20 protein-coding genes are annotated in these 22319 nt (G+C 74.4%); 9 read left to right on the top strand and 11 right to left on the bottom strand.

What is annotated here, in order from left to right:
- Positions 1 to 66: 66 nt before the first annotated feature.
- The 3 genes from IE118_RS17155 to IE118_RS17145 all read right to left on the bottom strand — a co-directional run bounded on the left by IE118_RS17155 (position 67) and on the right by IE118_RS17145 (position 2614).
- Positions 67 to 1035 carry an acetylxylan esterase gene (locus tag IE118_RS17155; RefSeq protein ID WP_189558792.1) on the bottom strand — a complete coding sequence of 323 codons (969 nt, stop codon included), beginning with the start codon at positions 1033 to 1035 and terminating at the stop codon, positions 67 to 69.
- Between the two features lie 150 nt (positions 1036 to 1185).
- Entirely contained in the window at positions 1186 to 1977 is a 792-nt protein-coding gene (locus IE118_RS17150) for a ferredoxin reductase (protein ID WP_189558791.1), read from the bottom strand.
- A gap of 31 nt (positions 1978 to 2008) precedes the next feature.
- Positions 2009 to 2614, bottom strand: a complete 606-nt coding sequence (locus IE118_RS17145; RefSeq protein ID WP_189558790.1) for a sulfite oxidase-like oxidoreductase — start codon at positions 2612 to 2614, stop codon at positions 2009 to 2011.
- Between the two features lie 355 nt (positions 2615 to 2969).
- Between IE118_RS17145 and IE118_RS17140 the strand changes: the two genes are divergently transcribed.
- Positions 2970 to 3749 (top strand): putative protein N(5)-glutamine methyltransferase, encoded by a 780-nt coding sequence (locus IE118_RS17140; protein ID WP_221345321.1) that lies wholly within the window; start codon positions 2970 to 2972, stop codon positions 3747 to 3749.
- A gap of 6 nt (positions 3750 to 3755) precedes the next feature.
- Here the strand turns inward: IE118_RS17140 and IE118_RS17135 are convergent, their stop codons facing one another.
- Complete coding sequence (locus IE118_RS17135) at positions 3756 to 5837, bottom strand: SpoIIE family protein phosphatase (RefSeq protein ID WP_189558788.1); 2082 nt, start codon at positions 5835 to 5837, stop codon at positions 3756 to 3758.
- A gap of 236 nt (positions 5838 to 6073) precedes the next feature.
- Between IE118_RS17135 and IE118_RS17130 the strand changes: the two genes are divergently transcribed.
- The 3 genes from IE118_RS17130 to IE118_RS17120 all read left to right on the top strand — a co-directional run bounded on the left by IE118_RS17130 (position 6074) and on the right by IE118_RS17120 (position 9167).
- The gene (locus IE118_RS17130; protein ID WP_189558787.1) at positions 6074 to 6442 is read left to right on the top strand and encodes a hypothetical protein; all 369 of its coding nucleotides are present in this window, start codon (positions 6074 to 6076) and stop codon (positions 6440 to 6442) included.
- A 102-nt stretch (positions 6443 to 6544) separates the two neighbouring features.
- On the top strand, positions 6545 to 8560 hold the full coding sequence (locus IE118_RS17125) for an NADPH-dependent 2,4-dienoyl-CoA reductase (RefSeq protein ID WP_189558786.1): 2016 nt from the start codon (positions 6545 to 6547) through the stop codon (positions 8558 to 8560).
- Positions 8561 to 8591: 31 nt separating this feature from the next.
- On the top strand, positions 8592 to 9167 hold the full coding sequence (locus tag IE118_RS17120) for a PadR family transcriptional regulator (RefSeq protein ID WP_189558785.1): 576 nt from the start codon (positions 8592 to 8594) through the stop codon (positions 9165 to 9167).
- Between the two features lie 76 nt (positions 9168 to 9243).
- Here IE118_RS17120 and IE118_RS17115 read toward each other — a convergent pair whose 3' ends face one another.
- Positions 9244 to 9774, bottom strand: a complete 531-nt coding sequence (locus IE118_RS17115; protein WP_189558784.1) for a hypothetical protein — start codon at positions 9772 to 9774, stop codon at positions 9244 to 9246.
- 163 nt (positions 9775 to 9937) lie between these two features.
- Positions 9938 to 10942: a fibronectin type III domain-containing protein gene (locus tag IE118_RS17110; RefSeq protein WP_189558783.1), complete on the bottom strand. Its 1005-nt coding sequence runs from the start codon at positions 10940 to 10942 to the stop codon at positions 9938 to 9940.
- A 386-nt stretch (positions 10943 to 11328) separates the two neighbouring features.
- On the opposite strand from IE118_RS17110, the gene IE118_RS17105 reads away from it, so the two are divergent.
- A complete protein-coding gene (locus IE118_RS17105; RefSeq protein WP_229846855.1) occupies positions 11329 to 12249 on the top strand; it encodes a glycoside hydrolase family 75 protein in 921 nt (306 codons plus the stop codon).
- A gap of 37 nt (positions 12250 to 12286) precedes the next feature.
- On the opposite strand, the gene dhaM is transcribed toward IE118_RS17105, so the two are convergent.
- From dhaM to IE118_RS17085, 4 genes are all read right to left on the bottom strand, one after another.
- Positions 12287 to 12697 carry a dihydroxyacetone kinase phosphoryl donor subunit DhaM gene (gene dhaM / locus IE118_RS17100; protein WP_189558781.1) on the bottom strand — a complete coding sequence of 137 codons (411 nt, stop codon included), beginning with the start codon at positions 12695 to 12697 and terminating at the stop codon, positions 12287 to 12289.
- A complete protein-coding gene (gene dhaL, locus IE118_RS17095; protein ID WP_189558780.1) occupies positions 12690 to 13304 on the bottom strand; it encodes a dihydroxyacetone kinase subunit DhaL in 615 nt (204 codons plus the stop codon). The genes dhaM and dhaL overlap by 8 nt, the downstream gene beginning before the upstream one ends.
- Before the next feature lie 48 nt (positions 13305 to 13352).
- Entirely contained in the window at positions 13353 to 14345 is a 993-nt protein-coding gene (gene dhaK, locus IE118_RS17090; RefSeq protein ID WP_189558779.1) for a dihydroxyacetone kinase subunit DhaK, read from the bottom strand.
- Between the two features lie 210 nt (positions 14346 to 14555).
- Positions 14556 to 14753 (bottom strand): twin-arginine translocase TatA/TatE family subunit, encoded by a 198-nt coding sequence (locus IE118_RS17085; protein ID WP_189558778.1) that lies wholly within the window; start codon positions 14751 to 14753, stop codon positions 14556 to 14558.
- 148 nt (positions 14754 to 14901) lie between these two features.
- Here IE118_RS17085 and IE118_RS17080 point away from each other — a divergent pair, with 148 nt between their 5' ends.
- Positions 14902 to 15291, top strand: a complete 390-nt coding sequence (locus IE118_RS17080) for a BlaI/MecI/CopY family transcriptional regulator (RefSeq protein WP_189558777.1) — start codon at positions 14902 to 14904, stop codon at positions 15289 to 15291.
- A gap of 6 nt (positions 15292 to 15297) precedes the next feature.
- Entirely contained in the window at positions 15298 to 16230 is a 933-nt protein-coding gene (locus IE118_RS17075; protein WP_189558776.1) for a M56 family metallopeptidase, read from the top strand.
- Positions 16231 to 16283: 53 nt separating this feature from the next.
- Here the strand turns inward: IE118_RS17075 and IE118_RS17070 are convergent, their stop codons facing one another.
- A complete protein-coding gene (locus IE118_RS17070; protein WP_189558775.1) occupies positions 16284 to 17243 on the bottom strand; it encodes a sporulation protein in 960 nt (319 codons plus the stop codon).
- Positions 17244 to 17565: 322 nt separating this feature from the next.
- On the opposite strand from IE118_RS17070, the gene IE118_RS17065 reads away from it, so the two are divergent.
- A complete protein-coding gene (locus tag IE118_RS17065; RefSeq protein ID WP_189558774.1) occupies positions 17566 to 18447 on the top strand; it encodes a universal stress protein in 882 nt (293 codons plus the stop codon).
- A gap of 173 nt (positions 18448 to 18620) precedes the next feature.
- On the top strand, positions 18621 to 22178 hold the full coding sequence (gene putP, locus IE118_RS17060; protein ID WP_189558773.1) for a sodium/proline symporter PutP: 3558 nt from the start codon (positions 18621 to 18623) through the stop codon (positions 22176 to 22178).
- The last annotated feature ends 141 nt before the right edge of the window (positions 22179 to 22319 follow it).

Below are 22319 nucleotides of genomic sequence, written 5' to 3'. Positions count from 1 at the left end.
CCGGCAGTTCGGCCGGAACCGTGCGGTCGGCGGGAGCGGACGCGGCCCCGCGACGGCCCGTCGGCGTCAGATGTACGAGCGCATCCAGCGGAGCTTGGCCGCCTCGTGGAACGGCCCGCCGCCCTCGTGGTCGTTGAAGTCGTACACCTCGATGGCCTTGTCCTCGTGCGCCCAGGCGTGGAACGCGGCGAACACCGTCGAGGGCGGGCAGGTCTGATCCTCAAGAGCCGCCGAGAACAGCGCGGGGGCGCGGCCGCGGGCGGCGAAGTGCACGGCGTCGAAGTAGGACAGGGTGCGCAGGACGTCGTCGAAGCGGCCGCGGTGCGTCTTCAGGTACAGGCCGATCTCCCGGTAGGGGTGCCGGTCGGTGAGCGTGGTCGCCCGCGGGAAGTCGCACAGGAACGGCACGTCGGGCGCGACGCCCGCCAGGTCGGGCACCAGCCCGCCCACCGCGAGGGTGATGCCCCCGCCCTGGCTGGAGCCGACGGCGACGGTACGGCTCGCGTCGGTCAGCGGATGCGACCGTGCCGCCTCGACCGCGCGCACGGCGTCGGTGAACACCCGGCGGTAGTAGTAGTGCTCGGGCGCGTCGATCCCGCGGGTCATGAACCCGGGGTAGGCCGGGGCGCCGCCCACCGGGTCGGCGGTGCCGCCGCCGGCGCCCCAGGCGCTGCCCTGTCCGCGGGTGTCCATCACGAAGTGCGCCCGGCCCGTGGACGCCCACAGCAGGTGTTCGTGGGGAAGGCCGCGGCCGCCGCCGTACCCGATGAACTCGACCACCAGCGGCAGCGGGGAGTCCGCCCCGGCGGGCAGGGTCAGCCAGCCCTTCACGGGGTGACCGCCGAACCCGGCGAACGTCACGTCGAACACCCGCACCGTGGACAGCCCCGTGTCGACCGGCTCGAAACGCGCGTCCAGGTCGTGCTCGCGCGCCTCGTCGAGCGTCTTGGACCAGAACGCGTCGAAGTCCTCCGGCGCCGTGGACGCGCTGCGGTACTCGCGCAGTTCGTCGAGGGGAAGGTCGAACAGGGCCATCAGGGACCGCCTTCGTGAAGAGACAGTGCGAAGCGATGACACCGTACGTGGATCACCCGGAAAGCCGCCAGAGGGTTCGAGGGAAAGCGCAGGTGAAGGCACCAGCAAGCCCTTTCCGGCGAACTCCCCGGGCGGACGGGCCGCCGGCGCTCAGCCGAAGCGCTCGATCCGGATCCGCTCCACGGGCTGGCCGGCCGCCACCAGCAGCCGGGAGGCGTGCTCGACGAAGGAGTTGGAGCCGCACACGTAGGCCTCCCACCCGGCGGGAGGCTGCTTCTCCATGAACGGCGCCAGGTGGTCCGCCGTCATGCGGCCCACGGTCACGCCTGCCGGCGCGCTCCGTGTGAACACCGGTGTGGTCTCCGCCCGCATCTCCCGCGCGAAGACCAGATCCCGCGGACTGCGCGCCGACACCAGCAGCCGCAGCGGCATCCTCATGTCCCGCGACCGGTGATGCCGCACCATCGACCACAGCGGGACCACCCCGGACCCCGCGCCCACCAGCAGCGCGGGCCGGTCGGCCGGCCAGGCGAAGAAGCCGCTGAGCGGGCCCCGCACCTCGACCCGGTCCCCGGGGCGGGCCACCGTGTGGAACCAGCCCGAGACCTCACCGCCCTCGACGTGGTCCAGCGTCAGCTCGATGTGCCCGGAGTCGTCCGGCGCCGACGCGATCGAGTAGTGGCGCTGCGCCACGTACCCGTCCCCGGCGGTCAGCCGCAGCATCAGATGCTGGCCGGGCAGGTGCCCCGTCCAGCCGGGCACGGCGAACCGGAAGGTGGACACGCGGGGCGTCTCGCGGCGGATGCCGGTCAGGGTGGCGGTCCGCCACACCGAGGCCTCCTGCCGGCCCACCCCGATACGGCCGGGCACGGCGAACCGCGTCGGCGGGGCGAACCTCTCCCGCGCACCCGTCACCGCCGCCGTCCCGGACGCCTCCGTCATGTCAGCCGTTCCCGTCGCCCGTCTCGTCCGCTCAGTCACCGAAGTACCGCTGTTCCTCCCAGGGGTTGCCCCGCGGGTGGTACCCGTTGCCCTCCCAGAAGCCCGGCTCGTCGTGGTCCAGCAGCCGCAGCCCGGCGAGCCACTTGACGCTCTTCCAGAAGTACAGGTGCGGCACCACCAGCCGCGCAGGGCCGCCGTGTTCGGCGGGGAGCGGCCGTCCGTCGTGGTCCCAGACGACCCACGCCCGGCCGCCGGTCACATCGGCGAGGGGCAGGTTCGCGGTGTAACCGGTGTGCGCGTACGCCACCACGTGGGTCGCCGAGTCATGGGGCTGGACCGCGTCCAGGAACGCGTCCAGCGAGACGCCGCCGAACCGCACCCCGAACTTCGACCAGCCGGTCACACAGTGGATGTCCCCCTCGTACGCCGAGGCGGGCAGCTCGTGCGCCCCGTCCCAGTCCCAGGTACGGGGCCGGGCCACCAGCCCGTCGATCCGGAAGGTCCAGTCGGCCGGCGCGAGGTCGGGTGTCACCTCGGCGGAGAGGACGGGCCAGTCGTCGCGCGCGTCGTACTGACCGGGCGGCAGTCCGGGATTGTCCACACGGGGGCGGCCGGTGAAGCCTCGGGTGATGTTCACGTGATCGGTGTTTTCCGTTACGCCGGGTGCTCAAGTGTTCCGAGTTCAACGGTACGCGGTGACCGCGTGCCGTGCGCCGCCGGGCCGCTCGCACCGTGCGGAGCCCCGGACGCCGTCGGGTAGGGTGGCCGTCCGGCTGCGGACCGACCCGGCCGGGAGGCCGAAGGAGGTGGGACCCATCACCGCTTGTCAGATCGGGTGCTCCCTCCTCGAAGCGACGCGGTTCACCGGCAGCGGGTGACCGGGTGACCGCGGGAGCGCCCTTCGGCTCCCGAAAGGCCAAAGGCTCTTGCCGCACACACCGCACACACCGTCCGGACCCTCGTCGCCACGCCGTCCCCTTCCTCCGGCAGCCGTGCCCGGCCCCCCGAGCCGGGACTCCGTCGTCGCGGCGCTGCGCGCCGCCGGCTGCGTCTTCGCCGAGGACGAGGCCGAACTGATCGTCGCCGCCGCGCCCACCCCGGCCGACATCGCGCCGATGGTCGAGCGGCGGGCGGCCGGACTGCCCCTCGAACTCGTCGTCGGCTGGGCGGAGTTCCACGGCCGGCGCGTCACCGTGGAGCCGGGCGTCTTCGTCCCCCGCCGCCGCACCGAGTTCCTCGTCGAACAGGCTCTCGCGCAGCCGGGCGGTGCGGCCGTCGTGGTCGACCTGTGCTGCGGCACGGGTGCCGTGGGGGCGGCCCTGGCGGCCGGACTCGGCACGGCCGAGCTGCACGCCGCCGACATCGACCCGGCGGCGGTCCGCTGCGCCCGCCGCAACGTCGCCGCGCTCGGCGGGCGGGTCCACCGGGGGGATCTGTTCGAGGCGCTCCCCGGCGGGCTGCGGGGCCGTGTCGACATCCTCGCGGCGAACGTGCCCTACGTGCCGAGCGACGACATCGCCCTGCTGCCGCCGGAGGCCCGCGACCACGAGCCCCGCGTGGCGCTCGACGGCGGCGCGGACGGCCTCGACGTGCTGCGACGGGTCGCCGAGGGGGCGCCCGGATGGCTGGCGCCCGGGGGCCGGCTCCTGGTGGAGACCAGCAGCCGGCAGGCCCCCGCCGCCGTCGACGCCTTCACCGGTGCCGGACTGCGCACCCGGCTGGCCGTCTGCGAGGAGCGGTACGCCCATGTCGTGGTCGGGGTCAGGACGTAGCGGCGCTCAGTCGCCCGGAGTCGTCGCACGGGCGATCAGCAGGGCCACGTCGTCGGCGTTGTCGGGTTCGTGCAGGGTGCGCAGGAGCAGGTCGCAGACCTCCTCGAGGGAGTCGCCGGGCCGGTCCAGCAGGTCGAGCAGCCGGTCCAGGCGCTCGTCCAGCGGATCCCGGCGGGTCTCGACGAGACCGTCGGTGTAGAACACCAGCCGGTCGCCCGGCTCCAGCGCGACGGCGGTCGTGGAGAAGGCCACCCCGCCCACGCCCAGGGGCACGCCGGTGGGCAGCTCCAGCAGCTCGGGCGGGTGGCCGGACCGCACCCGGACCGGCGGCAGGTGCCCGGCGTTGGCGAGGGTGCACCGCCGCTCGCGCGGATCGTGGACGGCGTACACACAGGTGGCGATCGCCTGGTCGAGGCCGCCGGTGATCCGGTCCAGATGATCCAGCAGCACGGCCGGGTCCAGCCCCAGCGAGGCGAGGGTGTGGGTCGCCGTGCGCAGCCGTCCCATGGTGGCCGCGGCGGGGATGCCGCTGCCCATGACGTCCCCGACGACGAGCGCCGTCCTGTCGTCGTCCAGCGGGATCACGTCGAACCAGTCGCCGCCCACCTCGCTGGTGGCACCGGCCGGCTGGTAGCGGGAGGCGACCTCCAGGCCGCCCGTCACGGGCGGGTGGCTCGGCAGCAGACTGCGCTGGAGGGTCAGGGCCGTGTCCCGGGCGGTCTGGTACCAGCGGGCGTTGTCGATCTGCACCGCCGCGCGTGAGGCCAGCTCCCGCGCGAGCAGCAGGTCGTCCTCGCCGAACGGGATCGTGGTGCGCGTGCGCTTGAGGTCGAGGGCGCCGAGCACCTCCCCGCGCGCGATCAGCGGCACGGCCAGGTACGAGTGGACACCCGCCCGCACCAGCAGCGCGGCCGCCTCCGGGGAACGGGCGATGCGCACCAGGTCCTCGTCCCGGACCTGCGGCACCATGACCGGCAGTCCGGTGCGTACGCACTCGGTGATCAGCCGGTCCGGGGCGTAGCGGGTCACCCGGCCCGGCGGGTCGGCCGCGGCCACCACGTCGGCCGGGTCCACCGAGCGGAGGGCGAGCGGCCGCATCACGGCCGGCTCGGCGGGGCCGAGGGTGCTGCGGCGGCCCCGCACCACCGCGTCCAGCAGGTCCACCGCCGCCGCGTCGGCCAGTTCCGGCACGGCCACCTCGGCGAGTTCGCCGGCCGTGCGGTCGAGATCCAGGGTGGTGCCGATCCGGGCGGTGGCGTCGGCGATCACGGCGAGCCGGCGCCGGGCGCTCTCGGCCTCCGCGTTCGCCCGGTACTGCTCGGTGACGTCCACCAGCGACAGGGCCACCCCCAGGACCGTGCCGAGCGCGTTCTCCAGCCGGTACAGGGAGACCGACCAGGCATGGTCCTCGTCCGGGTCGGCCGGGGTGCGGCCGGTGGTGAACAGGTCGACGGCGGGTCGGCCGGTCTCCAGCACCTCCCGCGCGGCCTCCTCGATCGCGTCCACGACCAGCAGCGGCACGACCTCCCGGACCGTGCGGCCGAGGTGCCGCTCGGCGGGGATGCCGTTCATCCGCTCCAGCGCCGGGTTCACCGACACGTACCGCAGGCCGGAGTCGAGGACGGCCAGTCCGATGGGGGACTGGGCGACGATCCGGGTGGACAGCGCCACGTCGCGCTCCAGCCGGCGCACGGTCGACTGGTCCACCGCGAGGCCGAGGGCGTACACGTCCCCCCGGTCGTCCAGCAGCCGCATGTTGCGGAACTCCACCAGCCGGGTGCCGCCGTCCTTGCGCCGGATGGGGAAGGCCCCCGCCCAGCTCTGACCGGTGCGCATCACGTCGGCGAACAGCTTCACCACCAGGTCCAGGTGCTCCTCGTGCACCATGATCCGGGCCGCGTACTGGCCCAGCGCCTCCCGTGCTCCGTAGCCGAACAGTTCCTCGGCCTGCGGGCTCCACAGCGTGATGCGCCCCTCGGTGTCCAGGACCACCGAGGCGACCCGCAGCACGTCCAGCAGGCCGCTGGGACGCACGGGCCCGGGATCCGGCCGGTCACCGCCGGCCGGGAGTGGCCCCGCTGCACTCATCCCGCGCCCCGCCTTCGCCGATTCCCCGGCACCTCGCCGGCACCCCTTTCGTTCTACCGCGCGGGGGCGATTCTCCGCCGCTCCCGGCGTTCGGTTCCAGCTTCTCCCACCGGCGTGGCGGGCGCCCGCGAAACCGGCACCGGGGCCTGCGGCGCGCGGGTAGTGCTGCCCGGCATGTGGTGCTTTGCTGAGTGAGGGGTGGGGACGGCCGCGTGACCACGGAAGGAGCGATCACGATGGAAAGCCGGCAATCGCACCCGGAGTCCGTCTCGGTCGAGATCAGCGGGTGCAGCAAGGACGACGCACGGATCGTCTTCGACGCGCTCTGCGCGTGTTTCGCCTCCGACCGGTGCTCCGACGACGTTCCCGAGGAGCTCCACCGGACCAGGCCCACGGTGTGGCTGGGCACGTTCGACGTCGCCGACGCGCACGAGGGCACCCGTCCCGCGCGGCTGTCCTCGTCGGTCGACGCCGACGTGCACGGCGGTTACTGGGCGATCGACCGGTTCCGCACCACCCTCGACTCGCTGTTCACCGTGCACGACCTCACGACCGTCTCCGGCGACCAGGAGCGGGAGCTGCACGTCCGGCTCGAAAGCAGGTGAGACCCGGCCCACTGTGCCCTCCGTCACCTTTATGCAACTAGTTGCATAAGCGGGTGCCCGTGCCTTACAACTACAGGCACGACACCGCGCACGGAGGGCCCGATGAGCCGTTACCCCCACTTGCTGACCCCCCTCGACCTGGGCTTCACCACCCTGCCCAACCGGGTCCTCATGGGCTCCATGCACGTCGGCCTGGAGGAGGCCGAGGGCGGCTTCGCCCGCATGGCCGAGTTCTACGCCGCCCGGGCGCGCGGAGGAGTGGGCCTCATCGTCACCGGCGGCATCGCCCCCAACGACGAGGGGCGGCCCTACGAGGGCGGCGCCATGCTCACCACCGAGGCCGAGGCCGAGCGGCACCGGGTGGTCACCGAGGCGGTGCACCGCGAGGGCGGACGCATCGCGATGCAGATCCTGCACTTCGGGCGCTACGCCTACCACCGCGACCTGGTGGCCCCCAGCCCCCTCCAGGCCCCGATCAGCCCCTACCCGCCCCGCGAGCTGACCGACGCCGAGGTCGAGCGCACCGTCGAGGACTACGCCCGCGCCGCCCGCCTCGCCCGCCGGGCCGGTTACGACGGCGTCGAGATCATGGGCTCCGAGGGCTATCTGATCAACGAGTTCATCGCCCGGCAGACCAACCACCGCTCCGACCGCTGGGGCGGCTCCTACGAGAACCGGATGCGCTTCCCCGTCGAGATCGTCCGCCGGGTGCGCGAGGCGGTCGGCGAGGACTTCATCGTCATCTACCGGCTGTCCATGCTCGACCTGGTGCCCGGCGGCTCCACCCTGGACGAGGTGATCACCCTCGCCCGGGCCGTCGAGGAGGCCGGCGCCACCCTCATCAACACCGGCATCGGCTGGCACGAGGCCCGCATCCCCACCATCGCGACCTCCGTGCCGCGCGGGGCCTACACCTGGGTCACCAAGAGGCTCATGGGCGAGGTGTCCGTTCCGCTCGTCACCACCAACCGGATCAACACCCCGGAACTGGCCGAGCAACTGCTCGCCGAGGGCACCGCCGACATGGTGTCGATGGCCCGCCCGATGCTCGCCGACCCCGACTTCGTCGCCAAGGCCGCCGACGGCCGCCCCGAGGCGATCAACACCTGCATCGGCTGCAACCAGGCGTGCCTCGACCACACCTTCAGCGGACAGATCACCTCCTGCCTGGTCAACCCGCGGGCCTGCCACGAGACCGAGCTGGTGCTGTCCCCGACCCGCCGCCGCAAGCGCGTCGCCGTCGTCGGCGCCGGACCGGCCGGCCTGGCCTGCGCGGTCAGCGCGGCCGAACGCGGCCACGACGTCACCCTCTTCGACGCCGCGAGCGAGGTCGGCGGTCAGCTCAACGTGGCGCGCAAGGTGCCCGGCAAGCAGGAGTTCGACGAGACCCTGCGCTACTACCGCACCCGGCTCGCCGAACTCGCCGTCGACGTACGCCTGGACACCCGGGTCACCGCCGACGACGTGGCCGGGCACGACGAGATCGTCGTCGCCACCGGTGTCACCCCGCGCGTCCCCGACATCCCCGGGGTGGACCACCCGAGCGTGCTCGGCTACCTCGACGTGCTCCGTGACGGGGCCCCCGTCGGCGGCCGGGTCGCGATCCTCGGCGCGGGCGGCATCGGCTTCGACGTCGCCGAGTTCCTCACCGACGCCGGCGACAAGGCGCACGAGAACCCCGAGACGTACTTCCGGTCCTGGGGCGTCGACCTGGACTACCGCGCCCCCGGAGGCCTCGCCGCACCCGAGCGCCCCGCCCCGCCGCGCACCGTCCACCTGCTCCAGCGCAAGACCTCCAAGGTCGGCGCCGGGCTCGGCAGGACCACCGGCTGGATCCACCGGACCGAACTCAAGCACCGCGGGGTCACCATGGTCCCCGGCGTGCGCTACGACCGCATCGACGACGCCGGACTGCACGTCACCGTCGACGGCGAGAGCACCGTCCTGGAGGTCGACACGATCGTCCTGTGCACCGGGCAGGAGCCGCGCCGCGACCTGTACGAGACGCTCCTGGCCGCCGGACGCCCGGTCCACCTGATCGGCGGGGCCGACGTGGCCGCCGAACTGGACGCCAAGCGTGCCATCAAGCAGGGCACGGAGCTGGCGGCGGCGCTGTAGGGGCGGCGCGGCCCGTCCCTAGGATGAGCGCATGTCACTCCCGCACGCGATCCTCACCGCCCTGCTCGAGAAGCCGTCGTCGGGGCTGGAGCTGACCCGCCGGTTCGACAGGTCGATCGGCTACTTCTGGTCCGCGACGCACCAGCAGATCTACCGCGAGCTGGGCCGGCTGGAGGCCGGGGGCCTGATCCGTGCCCTGCTCTCCGAGCAGCCGGCCCGGGGGCAGAAGAAGGCGTACGAGGTGCTGCCGGCGGGCCGGGACGAACTGGCCCGCTGGACCGCCGCGTCCCAGGACCCCAAGCCGCACCGGGACGTGATGCTGCTGCGGCTGAGGGCGGCGGCCGTGGTCGGCACCGAGGGACTCCGGGCCGACCTGCTGCGCCACCGTGAGCTGCACGGACGGCAGCTGGAGGAGTACCGGGAGATCGAGCGGCGGGACTTCCCGCCCGGCAAGGACGGGCCGCAGGACCGGCTGCGCCATCTGGTGCTGCGGGCCGGCATCGACCTGGAGACGTTCTGGACCCGGTGGCTCGACCACGCGATCGAGGAGTTCGACCGGCTGCCGGAGCCGGACGAGGGGGAGCGGCCGGGCGCGCGGAAGGCGTGACCGCCCGGCCGCCGGGACGAGAGGACGCCGGCCGCCCGACCGGAGCGCGTCGGACGTGATGGCGGCCGGCGCCGGCCTAGAGGTGGCGCGGCCTGGCGCGCCGGCGCAGGTACCAGGCCGTGGCGAGCAGACCGCTGCCGACCAGCGCGCCGCCCGCCACCAGGGTGACCGTGCCGTAGTCCGTGGAGCCGCCGCCGACGCCGCCCATCACCCCGCGGGTGGGGGAGGCGGTGGGGGTGGCCGTCGGGCTGGACACGGGGGAGACGACGACGGCCTGGGTACCCGCGGTGCTGCCGTCGGAGCACACCACGACGACCGTGTAGGTGCCCGCGCCGACGTTCGACCAGGCGGCGGACTGGCCCGAGGCCGTCCCCGTCAGCGCCACCTGGCGGCCCTGCGAGAAGCTGGTCTGGCCGCTGCCGAGCAGCGAGGCCGTACCCCACTGGCCGTTGACCTGGGTGCACGCGCTGGTGCTGACCGAGACCGTCGACCCGGTGGTGCTCACCGAGATCCCGGCCGCGGCGGCCGGCCCGGCCGGGATCAGGGCGAGCGCGGCGGCGGCTGCCATGGCGGGTGCGGGGCGGAGCGGTGGCTTCGAGATGCGCATGTGGACTGCCTTCCGGCGGCACGGCCGGCGGTACATCCCTAGCGCCGCCGAGGTCGGGGAGCGCCCGTGCCGTCACGAAGCCAGCCAAAGGGCAGCGGGGCCGCCGCGCACTCCGGCCGCATCCGGGCAGGTGACGCCCGCCCGCCCGGCGTCCGGGGGCGGATCAGGAGGGCTCGCCGGTGGTCACCGTGCGCTCGGGCGAGAAGCCGCCCCAGGTCCCGTCGGGCAACATCGCCCGGATCCGCACCCGGTGGGTCACTCCCGCCTCCTCGCCCAGGTAGAAGCGGTGGGCCGCCCGGTCGCGCGGCGGGGTGCCGCCGTAGACGAGCGAGGTGGCGGTGCGGCCGTCCAGCTGCACCTCGTACTCGGTGATCACTCCGTCGACGCGTGGCGGCACCCAGGTCAGGGCGAGGTGGTGGGCGCCGTCGGACTCCCGGCTGGTGGTGGCGCGGAATTCGGTGGGAGCGGTGGCGGCGCCGTCGTCCGCGCCGCCCGCGGTGGTGAGGCGGACCGTGGCCCCCGGCGGGGAGACGTTGCCGGCCGCGTCCCTGGCCCGGACGGTGAAGGCGTACCGGGTGCCCGGCCGCAGCCCCGTGACGACGGCGGCGGTCTGTCCCCCGCCCACGCTGTGGATCTTCGTCCCGCCCTGGTGGATGTCGTACGACACCACGTCCCGGTCGTCGGTGGAGGCGGACCACGACAGCTGGGCCGCCCTGCTCCCGGCCGCCCGGCCGCGCGTCCCGGCCGGGCGTGAGGGCGGGGAGTCGTCGGCCGCGGACGCCGCGGGGGTGGTCGCCCTCACCTCCCGGCTGGGCGGCCCGAGCCGCCCGTCCGCGTCCCGGGCCCGCACCGTGAAGACGTGGGCGGTCGCGGGCCGGAGCCCGGTGACGTCCACCATGTGCGCGGAACCGGGCACCTCCTCGACCTTGGTGGAGTCCAGGTACACCTCGTACCCGCTCACCTCCGCGCCGGTGGCGGCGACGGCGTTCCACATGACGTGCACGCCGGTGGCGCTGCCGGCCTCGGCCGTGACGCCGGTGGGCGCCGCGGGCAGCCGCTCGCTCCCCGCGTCCCCGGAGCCGCCCCACCGGCAGGAGGCGACCAGCAGGAGGACACCGCAGAGCGCGAGGAGGCGACGCGGGGACACGGCTGGGGGAACGCCACGCACGACTTCGCCTCCCTGGGGGAACCACGGAACGACCCGATATTGGTCCGTACCAATATGGGGCTGCTGACGCGGTCACTTCAAGAGGGCGGGAGAGCCGGGGCGCTCGCGTGCGGATGCATCCGGCGTCCGGGGTGCCCGAACCGCCGGGCGTGGCAAGCGAGTTGGGCCCGCGGTGCGCATCGCCGGTGTCGCGGGCCACCGTGCCGGCGCCGCCGGCGGGGCGGCCGGGGCCGGAGCCGCCCCGCATGCCGGCTCGCGGAGCGGTCGCCGGTGCGATCGTGTGCCGTCCGCCCCGGACGGGGCCGTCACGTCGTCACATTCGTGCGAAATGGGGCAAAGTGCCCGAGTGTGTGCGTCCATGTCCCCGACGAAAGGCCCCCTTGACCGTGTCCCGTGTCCCGTCGCTCACCCTGGTCCTGGCCGGAGTCGCGCTGCTGGCCCCCTCGTCGCCGCCCGGCGCCGCGCCGCAGCCCCGCACCGAACAGGCGGCACGGCGCGCGCACCCGGTCGCCCCACGGCAGATGTCACCGGTCACCGCGGGGCGCCCGGAACTCGCGCCCGTCTCCGGGCGGCGCGCCGCACCGCTCTCCCCGCGGCGCCCCGAGCCCGCCACCGCGCGTACCGACCCCGACTCGCCGCGCCGCACCGACCCCGCCGCCGCGCGCCGCACCGACCCCGCCGTCGCGCGCCGCGCCGCTCCGGTACCGGAGCGGGGTGCGGCCCCCGTCGGCGCCGCCGAACTGCTGGACAGGGTGCGCACCTGCACGCCCGTCTCCCGGGGCCGCTACCGCACGGACCAGGGAGCCCGGGCCACGGTGCCGGTCTGCGGCACCCGCGACGCCGTGTTCTGGAAGGCCGACATGGACATCGACTGCGACGGCCGGCCGGGCCGCCGCTGCAACGCCCGCACCGACCCCCACTTCTCCGCCTCCACCGCCTTCGCCCAGTCCGACGGCCGGCCGCTGAGCGCCGAGAAACTGCCCTACGTCGTGGTGCCCGCCCCCAGCGCCGTCTGGAACCACCGTTCCGACGGGGTGCGCGGCGGTTCGGTCGCGGCCCTGGTGTACCGCGACCGGGTGCGCTACGCGGTCGTGGGCGACACCGGCCCCGCGGGCATCATCGGTGAGGCCTCCCACGCCGCGGCGAAGTCGCTCGGCATCGACCCGGACCCGCGGGGCGGCGGTACCCCCTCGGGGGTCACCTACATCGTGTTCAGGGACAGCCGGGTGACCCCCGTCGAGGACCACGGGGCCGCGGTCGCCGAGGGGGAGCGGCTGGCCCGCGCGTTCGTCGACGGCGTCGGCTGACCGGGCGGGCCGGGCGGGCCGGGCGGCACCGCGCCCGTCACGTCTTGCGGTAGGTGTACGCCTCCGCGGCCGCCGCCTCCACCGCGGCCAGGTCGGCGCCCGTGGACGCCGTGACCACCGCGGCCACCGCCCCCTCGACGAACGGAGCGTCCACCAGCCGTGTGTGCTCGGGCAGTTCGTCCCCCTCGGCGAGCAGCGTCTTCACGGTGAGCACCGCGCTCCCGAGATCGGTGAGCACCGCCACCCCGGCCCCGCGGTCGACCGAGGCGGCCGCCGCCGAGATCAGCTCGGCGCTGGTGCCGAGGTCACCGCCCGCCGTGCCGCCCGCCGGGGCCACGGCGACCGTGTCGCCGGAGCCCGCCAGGCCCTTCGCCAGCTCCGCCACCGACTCGGCGACCGCCGCGCTGTGCGACACCAGCACGATCCCCACCCGCCCGTCGTCACTCACGGCCCGCCTCCGGGCCCGAGGCGTCGAGGAGCGCGGCGATCAGCAGCGCCGACGACGTCGCCCCCGGGTCCTGGTGACCGATGCTGCGCTCACCGAGGTAACTGGCCCTGCCCTTACGGGCCTGCAACGGCGTCGTCGCGACGGCCCCCCGCTCCGCCGCGTCACGGGCGGCGGCGAACGAGTCGCCGAGCGCGTCGACCGCGGGCACCAGCGCGTCGATCATCGTCTTGTCCCCGGGTGCCGCCCCGCCGAGCTGCATCACCGCGTCCGTCCCGGCGCGCAGCGCCTCGGCCAGCTGCCGTTCGTCCACCTCGGCGGCGTCCCCGAGCGACTTGCCGGCGCGGCGCAGCAGTGTCCCGTACAGCGGCCCCGACGCCCCGCCCACGGTGGAGATGAGCAGGCGCCCGGCCTGGGTCAGCACCGCTCCCGGGGTGGCGGGCGGTTCCTTGTCGAGCGCGTCCCGCACCGCCCGGAATCCGCGTTGCAGGTTGCTGCCGTGATCGGCGTCCCCGATCGGCGAGTCGAGGGCGGTCAGCCGGTCGGCCTCGCGGTCCACGGACGCGGCGGCGGCCGTCATCCAGCGGCGGAAGAAGTCGGCGTCGAGCACGGGAACTCCTCGCGTGGTAGGTACACCGGAACCGTCACCCGGCGTTTCTCACATGCCCCAGCGCAGCCCCGCGGTACGCACCGGGGCGTCCCACAGCCGCAGCAGCTCCTCGTCGATCTGGCACAGGGTGACCGAGGCGCCCGCCATGTCGAGCGACGTGACGTAGTTGCCGACGAGGACGCGGGCCACGGGGACCCCGCGCTCGCCCAGCACGCGCTGCACCTCCGCGTTGAAGCCGTACAGCTCCAGCAGCGGGGTGGCGCCCATGCCGTTGACCAGGACCAGCACCGGGTTGCGCGGGGTGATGTCCGCCAGGATCGCGTCGACGGCCGCCTCGGCGATCTCACCGGAGGTCATCATCGGACGCCGCTCCCGGCCCGGCTCGCCGTGGATGCCGATGCCCAGTTCCAGCTCTCCCTCGGGCAGATCGAAGGTGGGCGTGCCCTTGGACGGGGTGGTGCAGGCGCTCAGCGCCACGCCGAAGCTGCGGGAGTTCTCGTTCACCTGGCGGGCGACGGCCTCCACCCGCTCCAGCGGCTGCCCCGCCTCGGCCGCCGCGCCCGCGATCTTCTCCACGAACAGCGTCGCCCCGGTGCCCCGGCGCCCGGCCGTGTACAGGCTGTCGGTCACCGCCACGTCGTCGTTGACCAGCACCTTCGCGATCTGAATGCCCTCGTCCTCGGCCAGTTCGGCGGCCATGTCGAAGTTGAGCACGTCACCGGTGTAGTTCTTCACGACGAACAGCACCCCGGCCCCGCTGTCCACGGCCGCGGCGGCCCGCACCATCTGGTCGGGGACGGGAGAGGTGAACACCTCGCCCGGACAGGCCGCCGAGAGCATCCCGGGACCCACGAACCCGCCGTGCAGGGGCTCGTGTCCGGAGCCTCCGCCGGACACCAGGCCCACCTTCCCGGCCACCGGGGCGTCCTTGCGGACGATCACCCGGTTCTCCACGTCCACCGCCAGTTCGGGATGCGCCGCGGCCATGCCGCGCAACGCGTCCGCCACCACGGTCTCCGGTACGTTGATGAGCATCTTCACGGGTATCTCCTAAGAGGGTCGGGCGACGGGCGGGAGATCCTGCTATGGGCAGTATCGGCCTTGCGGCACCGAAGGTCACGCCGGGCGACGCCCGGCCCGGGACCGTTCGCGTCGCCGCCGGTGACCCTCCTGCCCGCCGCCGTACCCGTTCATGTCCTCGCCGGAGCGGCCCGCCGTCCCTCCCGGGAGAGGGGCCTCACGCGGGCCGGGTCACGGCCTGCCGTCCCGCGGAGAGGGGCCGCCGGGGTGCTCGGGCGCGCCGGGCCCGGGTGTCCTCGGGGTGCGGGTCTCGGCCTTGAGGATGCGGGTCGCCTTGCCCGCCGAGCGGATGAGGTCCGGACCCTTTTTCACCGCCAGGACGGCGATGACGACGACGAGGACGAGGGCCAGCTCGCTCAGTCCGAACATGGTGTCCTGCTCCTTCTCCTGGACCGGGGCGTGAATCTACATCACTGTAGATGAGGAGGGGGGTTCCGTGGGCTGCGCGGGCGTTCCGGGAGGGCGTCTATACGATGTCTGCCCGGCTGAGCGGCGGTGAACGGAAGGGAGTCAGGGCGTGGCGGAGGAACAGCAGCGTTCCCGGCGGCGGGGGCAGGGCGAACTGGAGGCGATGGTCCTGTCGGCGCTGCGGGAGGCGGACGGCCCGGCGACGGCCGGCTGGGTGCAGGAGCGCCTCGGCACGGACCTCGCCTACACGACCGTCATCACCATCCTGACCAGGCTGCTGGCCAAGGGCGTGGTCACCCGCCGGCGTGCGGGCCGGTCCTTCGCGTGGACGCCCGCATCGGACCAGGCGGGCCTGGCCGCGCACCGGATGCGCAAGGTGCTGGACGGCGAGAGTGACCGGCAGGCGGTACTGGCCAGTTTCGTCACCGGTCTCGCCCCGGCCGACGAGCGCCTCCTGAGGGAGCTGCTGGAACGGCCGGAGAGCGACGGGGAAGACTGAGCCGCCATGGGGGTCTTCGTCTTCCTGCCGCTGGTGCTGCCCCTGACCGCCTGGCCGATCGCGCGCCTCGCCGAGCACCATCTGCACCCGCGTACCGCGACCCGGCTGCTGACCGGGGTGGCCGCGGTGATGGCGGTGTGCAGCACCGTGTGCCTGGCCCTGGTGATGGTGGTCGGCACGGCCCAGCTGCCCGGCAACCCCCTGCCCGACGGCTGGTCCGACCCCGAGGTGCGTGCCGCCGTCCCGTTCGACGAGGTCGTCGGCAAGGCCGCGATCCCCGCCCTGTGCGCGGTGGTGGTGGCGTGCGGCCGGACGCTGTGGCGGCACGGCCGGGTGCGCCGCCGTGCCCACCGGGCGCTGGCCGGGCTGCGCGGGACGGAGGTGGCGGTCCTCCCGGACGCGGTGCCGTACGCGTACGCGCTGCCGGGCGGGCGGCGGGACCGGGTGGTGGTGACCACCGGTCTGCTGGAGCAGCTCGGGCCGGCCGAACGCCGGGCGCTGTTCGCGCACGAGCGGGCCCATCTCGCGGGCCGTCACCACCGGTTCCTCCTGGCGGTCCAGCTGGCCGCGCGGGCCAACCCGTTCCTTCGGCCGCTGCGGACCGCGGTGGCGTACACGGCGGAACGGTGGGCGGACGAGGACGCCGCGCAGCGGGTCGGCAGCCGCCGGACCGTCGCGCACGCGATCGGCAGGGCGGCCCTGGTCTCGCGGGGCACTCCGGTGCCCACCCTGGCGGGCCTCGCCGCGGCCGGTCCGGTTCCGCGCCGGGTGGCGGCCCTGCTGGGACCCGCTCCGGCCGTGCGGCGGTGGCCGTCGCTGTTCACGGTGGTGGGGCTGGCGGCCTGGGGCGCCACCGCGGGGGCCGTCATGTCCGCGATGTCGTCCGCGAACTCCGCCGTGACGATGGCGCTGATCCTGTACGCGGCCACTCCCCTGTGACCCGGACGCCCGCCGGTGCGCGGGCGCGGCGGGCCGGTGCGGACCCGCCCCCGTCAGTCCTCCTCGTCGCCCTCGAAGAAGTCACCGACCTCGTCGACGACCTCGGCCGCGACCATGCCGCCGACGACACCGACGGCCAGTCCGGCAGCGCCCGCCGCCACGACCGTCCCCATGCCGGGGCCCGAGCGGTGGGGCTCGCCGTGGTGGTGACCGCCGTGCCCGTGGAGTCCGGCGTGCTCGCCGTGGCCGCCCTGTTCGACCAGCCGGCGCACCCAGCCGTCGACCTCGCTGTTCCAGTCGCGGGTGTCGTGGTGGCCGACGGTGAACCGGGTGAGCGCGTCGTGACCGCCGGAGAGGAGACCGCCGCGCTTGTCCGCCTCCAGCACGACCTCCATCCCGCCGGGGTGCGCGAGGAAGGTCACCTCGATCTCGTTCACCCGGTGCGCGTACTCGGGCGACGGGGTGATCTCGATCTCCTGGTAGAAGGGCAGCTGCTGGCCCGTCCCGCCGATGTGCCCGTACTCCAGGTCCGCCGACGCGAAGCCGAAGCCCAGCCGGCCGAACGCGTCGAGGATCTCCTCCTGGACGGGCAGCGCGCCGACGGCCAGCGGGTCGAGGTCCCCCTTGTCCCTGGCGCCCGCCACGGACAGTTCGGTGCGCACGCCGAGCACGATGCCGAGCGGCTGTCCGTACAGCTCGGTGACCGGCGTCTCCCAGGGCAGCGTCACGCCGAACGGCACCTCGCGTACCTCGTCCTCGGCGAGCCGGAAGCCGCCGCCGACGGTGAACCGGCCGAAGGGGACGACGCCCTCGCTCTCGCCCTCCTCGTGCTCGGCCTCCACCCGCGCCACCAGCTCCAGCGTGATGTGCTCGATGTCGAAGGCGGCACCGCCGCCCTCGATGCGGACCCGGCCGGTCAGTTCCCCGCCGGGCCGGACGGCACCGGGAGTGAGGACCGTGTCGACGGTGGGGCCGCCCACGCCGAGCGAGCCGAGCAGTCGTTTGAACACCATGAGGGCGTCCGCTCCTTTGGACGTACGTGCGTTCCGGGAGGACGGCGCCGCCCGCCCGGAGGCGTGCGACGCTCGTTCTACAAACGCGTAGAAGCATAGAGGGTCCGACCGGGCCCTGTCCTCACGACCCGACTCAAGTCGCCCTCGAAGGGCGCCGGTTGGGTTCGCACAGGCGTACGTCCCCGGCCACTCGTACGGCCCTTGGGTCCGCCCGTCCGGGGCCGGACGGCCCTGGTGGACGACCCGGTGGGCCCTGGGCCGGCGAGGTCGCGGCGACGACGCTGGAAGCGGGGAAGAAGCTCCCGTCCCGGAGGTGCGCATCATGCTGTCGCCCGTTGTCGTCGGAGTCGATGGTTCAGCCGAGAGCCTGGCCGCCACCGCCTGGGCGGCGCGCGAGGCCACCCGCCGCGGCCGGCCCCTCCACCTGCTCCATGTGCGTGAGGGGGCGGCGCGCGATGAGGCGCCGATCGCCGGCGCGGCCCGCCGGACCCAGGCCCGGCGGGTGCTGCGGCAGGCGGAGGAACACGCCCTCGCCGCGAGCCCCGGGGTGCGTCTGCGCGACGACCAGGTCGAGGGGCCGGCCGTGGACGTCCTGGTGAAGGCGGCCGGGGACGCCGGCCCACTGGTGCTCGGCTCCCGCGGGCCGGGCCGGATCACCGGACACCTCATGGGTTCGGTCGCCCTCGGTGTGGTGGCGAAGGCCACCCACCCCGTCGTTCTCGTCCGCGCGGACACCGGAACACCGCCGGTCCGCGACGAGGGGACCGGTGCCGGGCGGCGGGACGTCCTCCTCGGCCTCGACGTCACCGAACCGTGCGACGAGGTGATCGGGTGCGCCTTCGAGTCGGCCCGCCTGCGCCGGGCACGGCTGCGGGTGCTGCACGCCTGGCGCGCACCCGGCCCGCTCACCCTGGGCCCCGGCGAGGTCGGCCTGGCCGGCGACCCCGGCAGGGCGGAGGAATGGCTGGGTTTCCTTACCGCGGTGCTGCGCGTGTGGCGTGACAAGTACCCCGACGTCGACGTCCTGGAGACGGTGGTGCGGGGCAAGCCGGCGGATGCCCTGCTGCGGGCGGCGTCCACCGCGGACCTGCTGGTCGTCGGCCACCGGCTCACCGGCCGGCCGAGGGCGCCGCGCACCGGCCCGGTCACCCACGCCCTGCTCCAGCAGGCCAACTGCCCCGTGGCCGTCGTGCCGCACCTGTGAAACCGCGGTGCCCTGGCGCGGCGCGAGTCCGTCCGGCGGCGGCCCGGGGGCCGGTCCCGGGGCCGCCGCATGGTTGACCGTGGGTGACGTCGGTACATTTGGCGGCAAAGTAACGCAATACCGGCCGGACGGATGGGCGTACCCCTGATCGCGGACGTCCCGGGCGAGGACCTATGTTCAACTTGAGTGCGCCGATCGTGACCACGTTCGCCCTGTACGTGGCCGCGATGGTCGGAACCGGCCTCTGGGCCCGGACCCGCACGCGCACCTTCTCCGACTTCGCCCTGGGCGGGCGCCGCCTCAGGCCCTCCGTCACCGCCCTGTCCGCCGGCGCCAGCGACATGTCCGGCTGGCTCTTCCTGGCGCTGCCCGGCGCCGTCTACGCGGCGGGCATCGGCTCCGCCTGGATCGCCCTCGGCCTCGCCGTCGGCACCTACCTGAACTGGCTCTTCGTCGCCCCGAGACTGCGCACCTACACCGAGCGGGCCGGCAACGCCGTGAGCCTGTCCGCCTACCTGGAGGAACGGTTCGAGGACCGCACCCGCACGCTCAGACTGGTCTCGGCGGCGGTCACGCTGGTGTTCTTCACCCTCTACGTCAGCAGCGGCCTGGTGGCCGGGGGACTGCTGTTCGAAACCGTCTTCGACCTCCGTTTCGGGCTGGGCGTCACCGTCACCGCACTGGTCATCGTCGTCTACTCGTGCCTGGGCGGCTTCCTCGCGGTGAGCCTCACCCATGTCATGCAGGCCACCGTCATGGCTCTCGCGCTGATCGTGCTGTCCGTGACCGCCGTCGTCGCCCTCGGCGGCTTCGACGCCCTCGGCAACGCCCTCGACGCCCGCGAGCCGGCACTGCGCGACCCCGCCGCCCGGGTCGACTACGGAGGCGGTCTGTGGTCGGCCGACGGGACGCTCGGCGCGGTGGCGATCGTCTCGCTGCTCGCCTGGGGCCTCGGCTACTTCGGGCAGCCCCACATCCTGGCCCGCTTCATGAGCATCCGCAGCGCCCGGGACGTCCCCGCCGCCCGCCGCGTCGGCACGGCGTGGGTCGTGGTCGTACTGGCCGGTGCCACACTCGTCGGCCTCGCGGGCATCGGGGAGCTCGCCCCCTCGCTGGCCGCGCCCGACACGGTCTACATCGCCCTGTCCCAGGCCCTGCTCAACCCGTGGGTCGCCGGCGTGATGCTGATCGCCGTGCTCGCCGCCGTCATCTCGACCGCCGACAGCCAGCTCCTCGTCTCGTCCGTCGCGCTGACGGAGGACTTCTACCGGGCGTTCCTCAACCGGCGCGCCACCGACCGGGCCCTGGTGTGGGTGGGGCGCGCCACGGTGGTCCTGGTGATCCTCGTGGCCTTCGCCGTCGCGCTCAGGGGCGGCGGACTGCTGAGCATCGTCGCCCACGCCTGGGCGGGGTTCGGCGCCGCCTTCGGCCCGGTCGTCCTGCTGTCGCTGTACTGGCCCCGCATGACCTGGGCGGGAGCCATGGCCGGCATCGTGGCCGGCGCCGGTACCGTGCTCCTGTGGGACCGGATCAATCCCCTGCTCGGACCGCTGGAGTCGAACCTCTACGAGATGGTCCCCGGCGTCCTGGTCGCCACCGCCGCCGCCCTCGTGTTCGGGCGCTTCGCCGGCCGCCCGCCGAAACGGGCCTTCTGGCGGATGCCCGGGGGAGGCATGAGCCAGCTCATGCTCACCTCCTTCCTCGCGCACGCGCCGGTCGGCCTGGCGGTCCTCGACACCGACCTGCGCTACGTCTGGGTCAACGACCCCCTGGAACGCCTGGTGCCGCTGAGGGACCGCCTGGGGCGGCGGGCGGGTGACGTCCTGCCCGAGGCGGAGGCCGCGCTCTTCGAGGAGCAGATGCGCTCGGTGCTGAACACGGGACGTCCCGTCATGGACCACGAGTTCCTCACCACCGTCGGCACCCCCGAGCGTTCCCGCGCCATCTCCGCGTCCTTCTTCGACCTCAAGGACCGCCGCGACCGCACCGTGGGCATCCTGTACATGCTCATCGACGTCACCGAACGCCGGCGTGCCCAGGAACGCCTGGCCCTGCTCAACGACGCGGGCTCCAGGATCGGCAGCACGCTGGACATCCCGCGGACCGCGCAGGAACTGGCCGACGCGACCGTGCCGCTGCTCGCCGACTTCGTCGCCGTCGACCTGCTCGACTCCGTCATGCGGGGCGAGGAACCGGCCCCCGGGCCGGTCGGCATGGCACCCGTCATCCGGCGCGCGGGGCAGGCGTCCCTGCGCGAGGGCTGCCCGGAGGGCTCCCTCGCCGTGGGGGAGGCGGTCCGGCGCGCCCCCTCCTCGCCCGTGACGCACTGCCTGCAGCGCAGCAGCACCCTCGTGGAGCGCACGCTGGACCGCACCTCCAGCCCCTGGGTGACCGAGGACCCCTCCCTGGGCGCGTCGATCCTCGAGTACGGCTTCCGCTCCCTGATGGTGGTCCCGGTGCGGGCGCGCGGCGTCACCCTGGGCGTGGCGACCTTCGCCCGGTCACGGCACGTCTCCCCCTTCGAGGACGACGACGTGCGCCTCGCCGAGGAGATCGTCTCCCGCGCGGCGGTGAGCGTCGACAACGCCCGCCGCTTCACCCGCGAGCGCACCGCCTCCCGTGCCATGCAGCAGTTCCTGCTGCCCCAGGCGCTGACCGGCGGTTCGGCGCTCGACGTGGCCTCCTGGTACCAGCCGGCGGGCGTGCCCAGCGGCGTGGGCGGTGACTGGTTCGACGTCATCCCGCTGTCCGGGGCCCGGGTCGCCCTCGTCGTCGGGGACGTCGTCGGGCACGGCATGAACGCCGCGGCGACCATGGGCCGCCTGCGCGCCGCGGTGCGCACGCTCGCCAATCTGGACTTCCCCCCGGACGAACTCCTCGCCCACCTCGACGACCTGGTCATCGGACTCATGGGCGCGCACGAGGACAGCGGGCAGACGGACGCCGCGGGCGCCGGCTTCATGGGAGCGACCTGCCTGTACGCCGTGTACGACCCCGTCGGCAGGCGGTGCGCGCTGGCCCGCGCCGGCCACCTCCCGCCCGTCCTGGTGACCCCGGACGGCGACGCCGAGATCCTGGACCTGCCCGCGGGACCGCCCCTGGGCCTCGGCTACCTGCCGTTCGAATCCGCCGAACGGGAGCTGGCCGAGGGCAGCCTCCTGGCGTTCTACACCGACGGCCTCGTGGAGACCGCCGACCGGGACATCGACGTCGGGATCTCCCGGCTGGGCCGCGCGCTCGCCGTGCCCGGGAGGACCCTCGACGAACTCGGCCGGGGCGCCGTCGGCACGCTGCTGACCGGACCGCCGGCGGACGACGCCGCCCTGCTCCTGGCCCGGACCCGGGTCCTCCCGCCGGACCGGGTCGTCTCCTGGGATCTGCCCAGCGACCCGGCCGCCGTCGGAGACGCCCGCGCCGCCGCCGTCCGGCAGCTGTCCGAGTGGGGCCTGGACGACCTGGCCTTCACCACGGAGCTCATCGTCAGCGAACTGGTCACCAACGCCATCCGGCACGCCTCCGGACCGGTCGGCCTGCGCCTCGTCCGGGACCGCAGTCTCGTCTGCGAGGTCTCCGACGGCAGCGGCACCTCACCGCGCCCGCGCCACGCCCGCACCACCGACGAGGGCGGACGCGGACTGATGATCGTCGCCCAGCTCGCCCACCGCTGGGGCACCCGGCACACCTCCACCGGCAAGGTCATCTGGACCGAACAGCCCTTCGCCGGCCCCTGAGCCGCCCCGCGGACCCGATGCCGGGCCCTTCGCCGCCGGGAAGGGGACCGACGGGCCCTCACCTCCCGGGCCCGCCCGTGGCAGGGTCGCGGTACGCAGCACCGCTGCACCGGAGACGAACGGACGGACGGGCCGATGCAC

Source organism: Streptomyces pilosus (assembly GCF_014649835.1).
Lineage (GTDB): Bacteria > Actinomycetota > Actinomycetes > Streptomycetales > Streptomycetaceae > Streptomyces > Streptomyces pilosus.
Note: the sequence above shows the minus strand (reverse complement) of the source record. Positions and strands in the feature narration are given on the sequence as shown.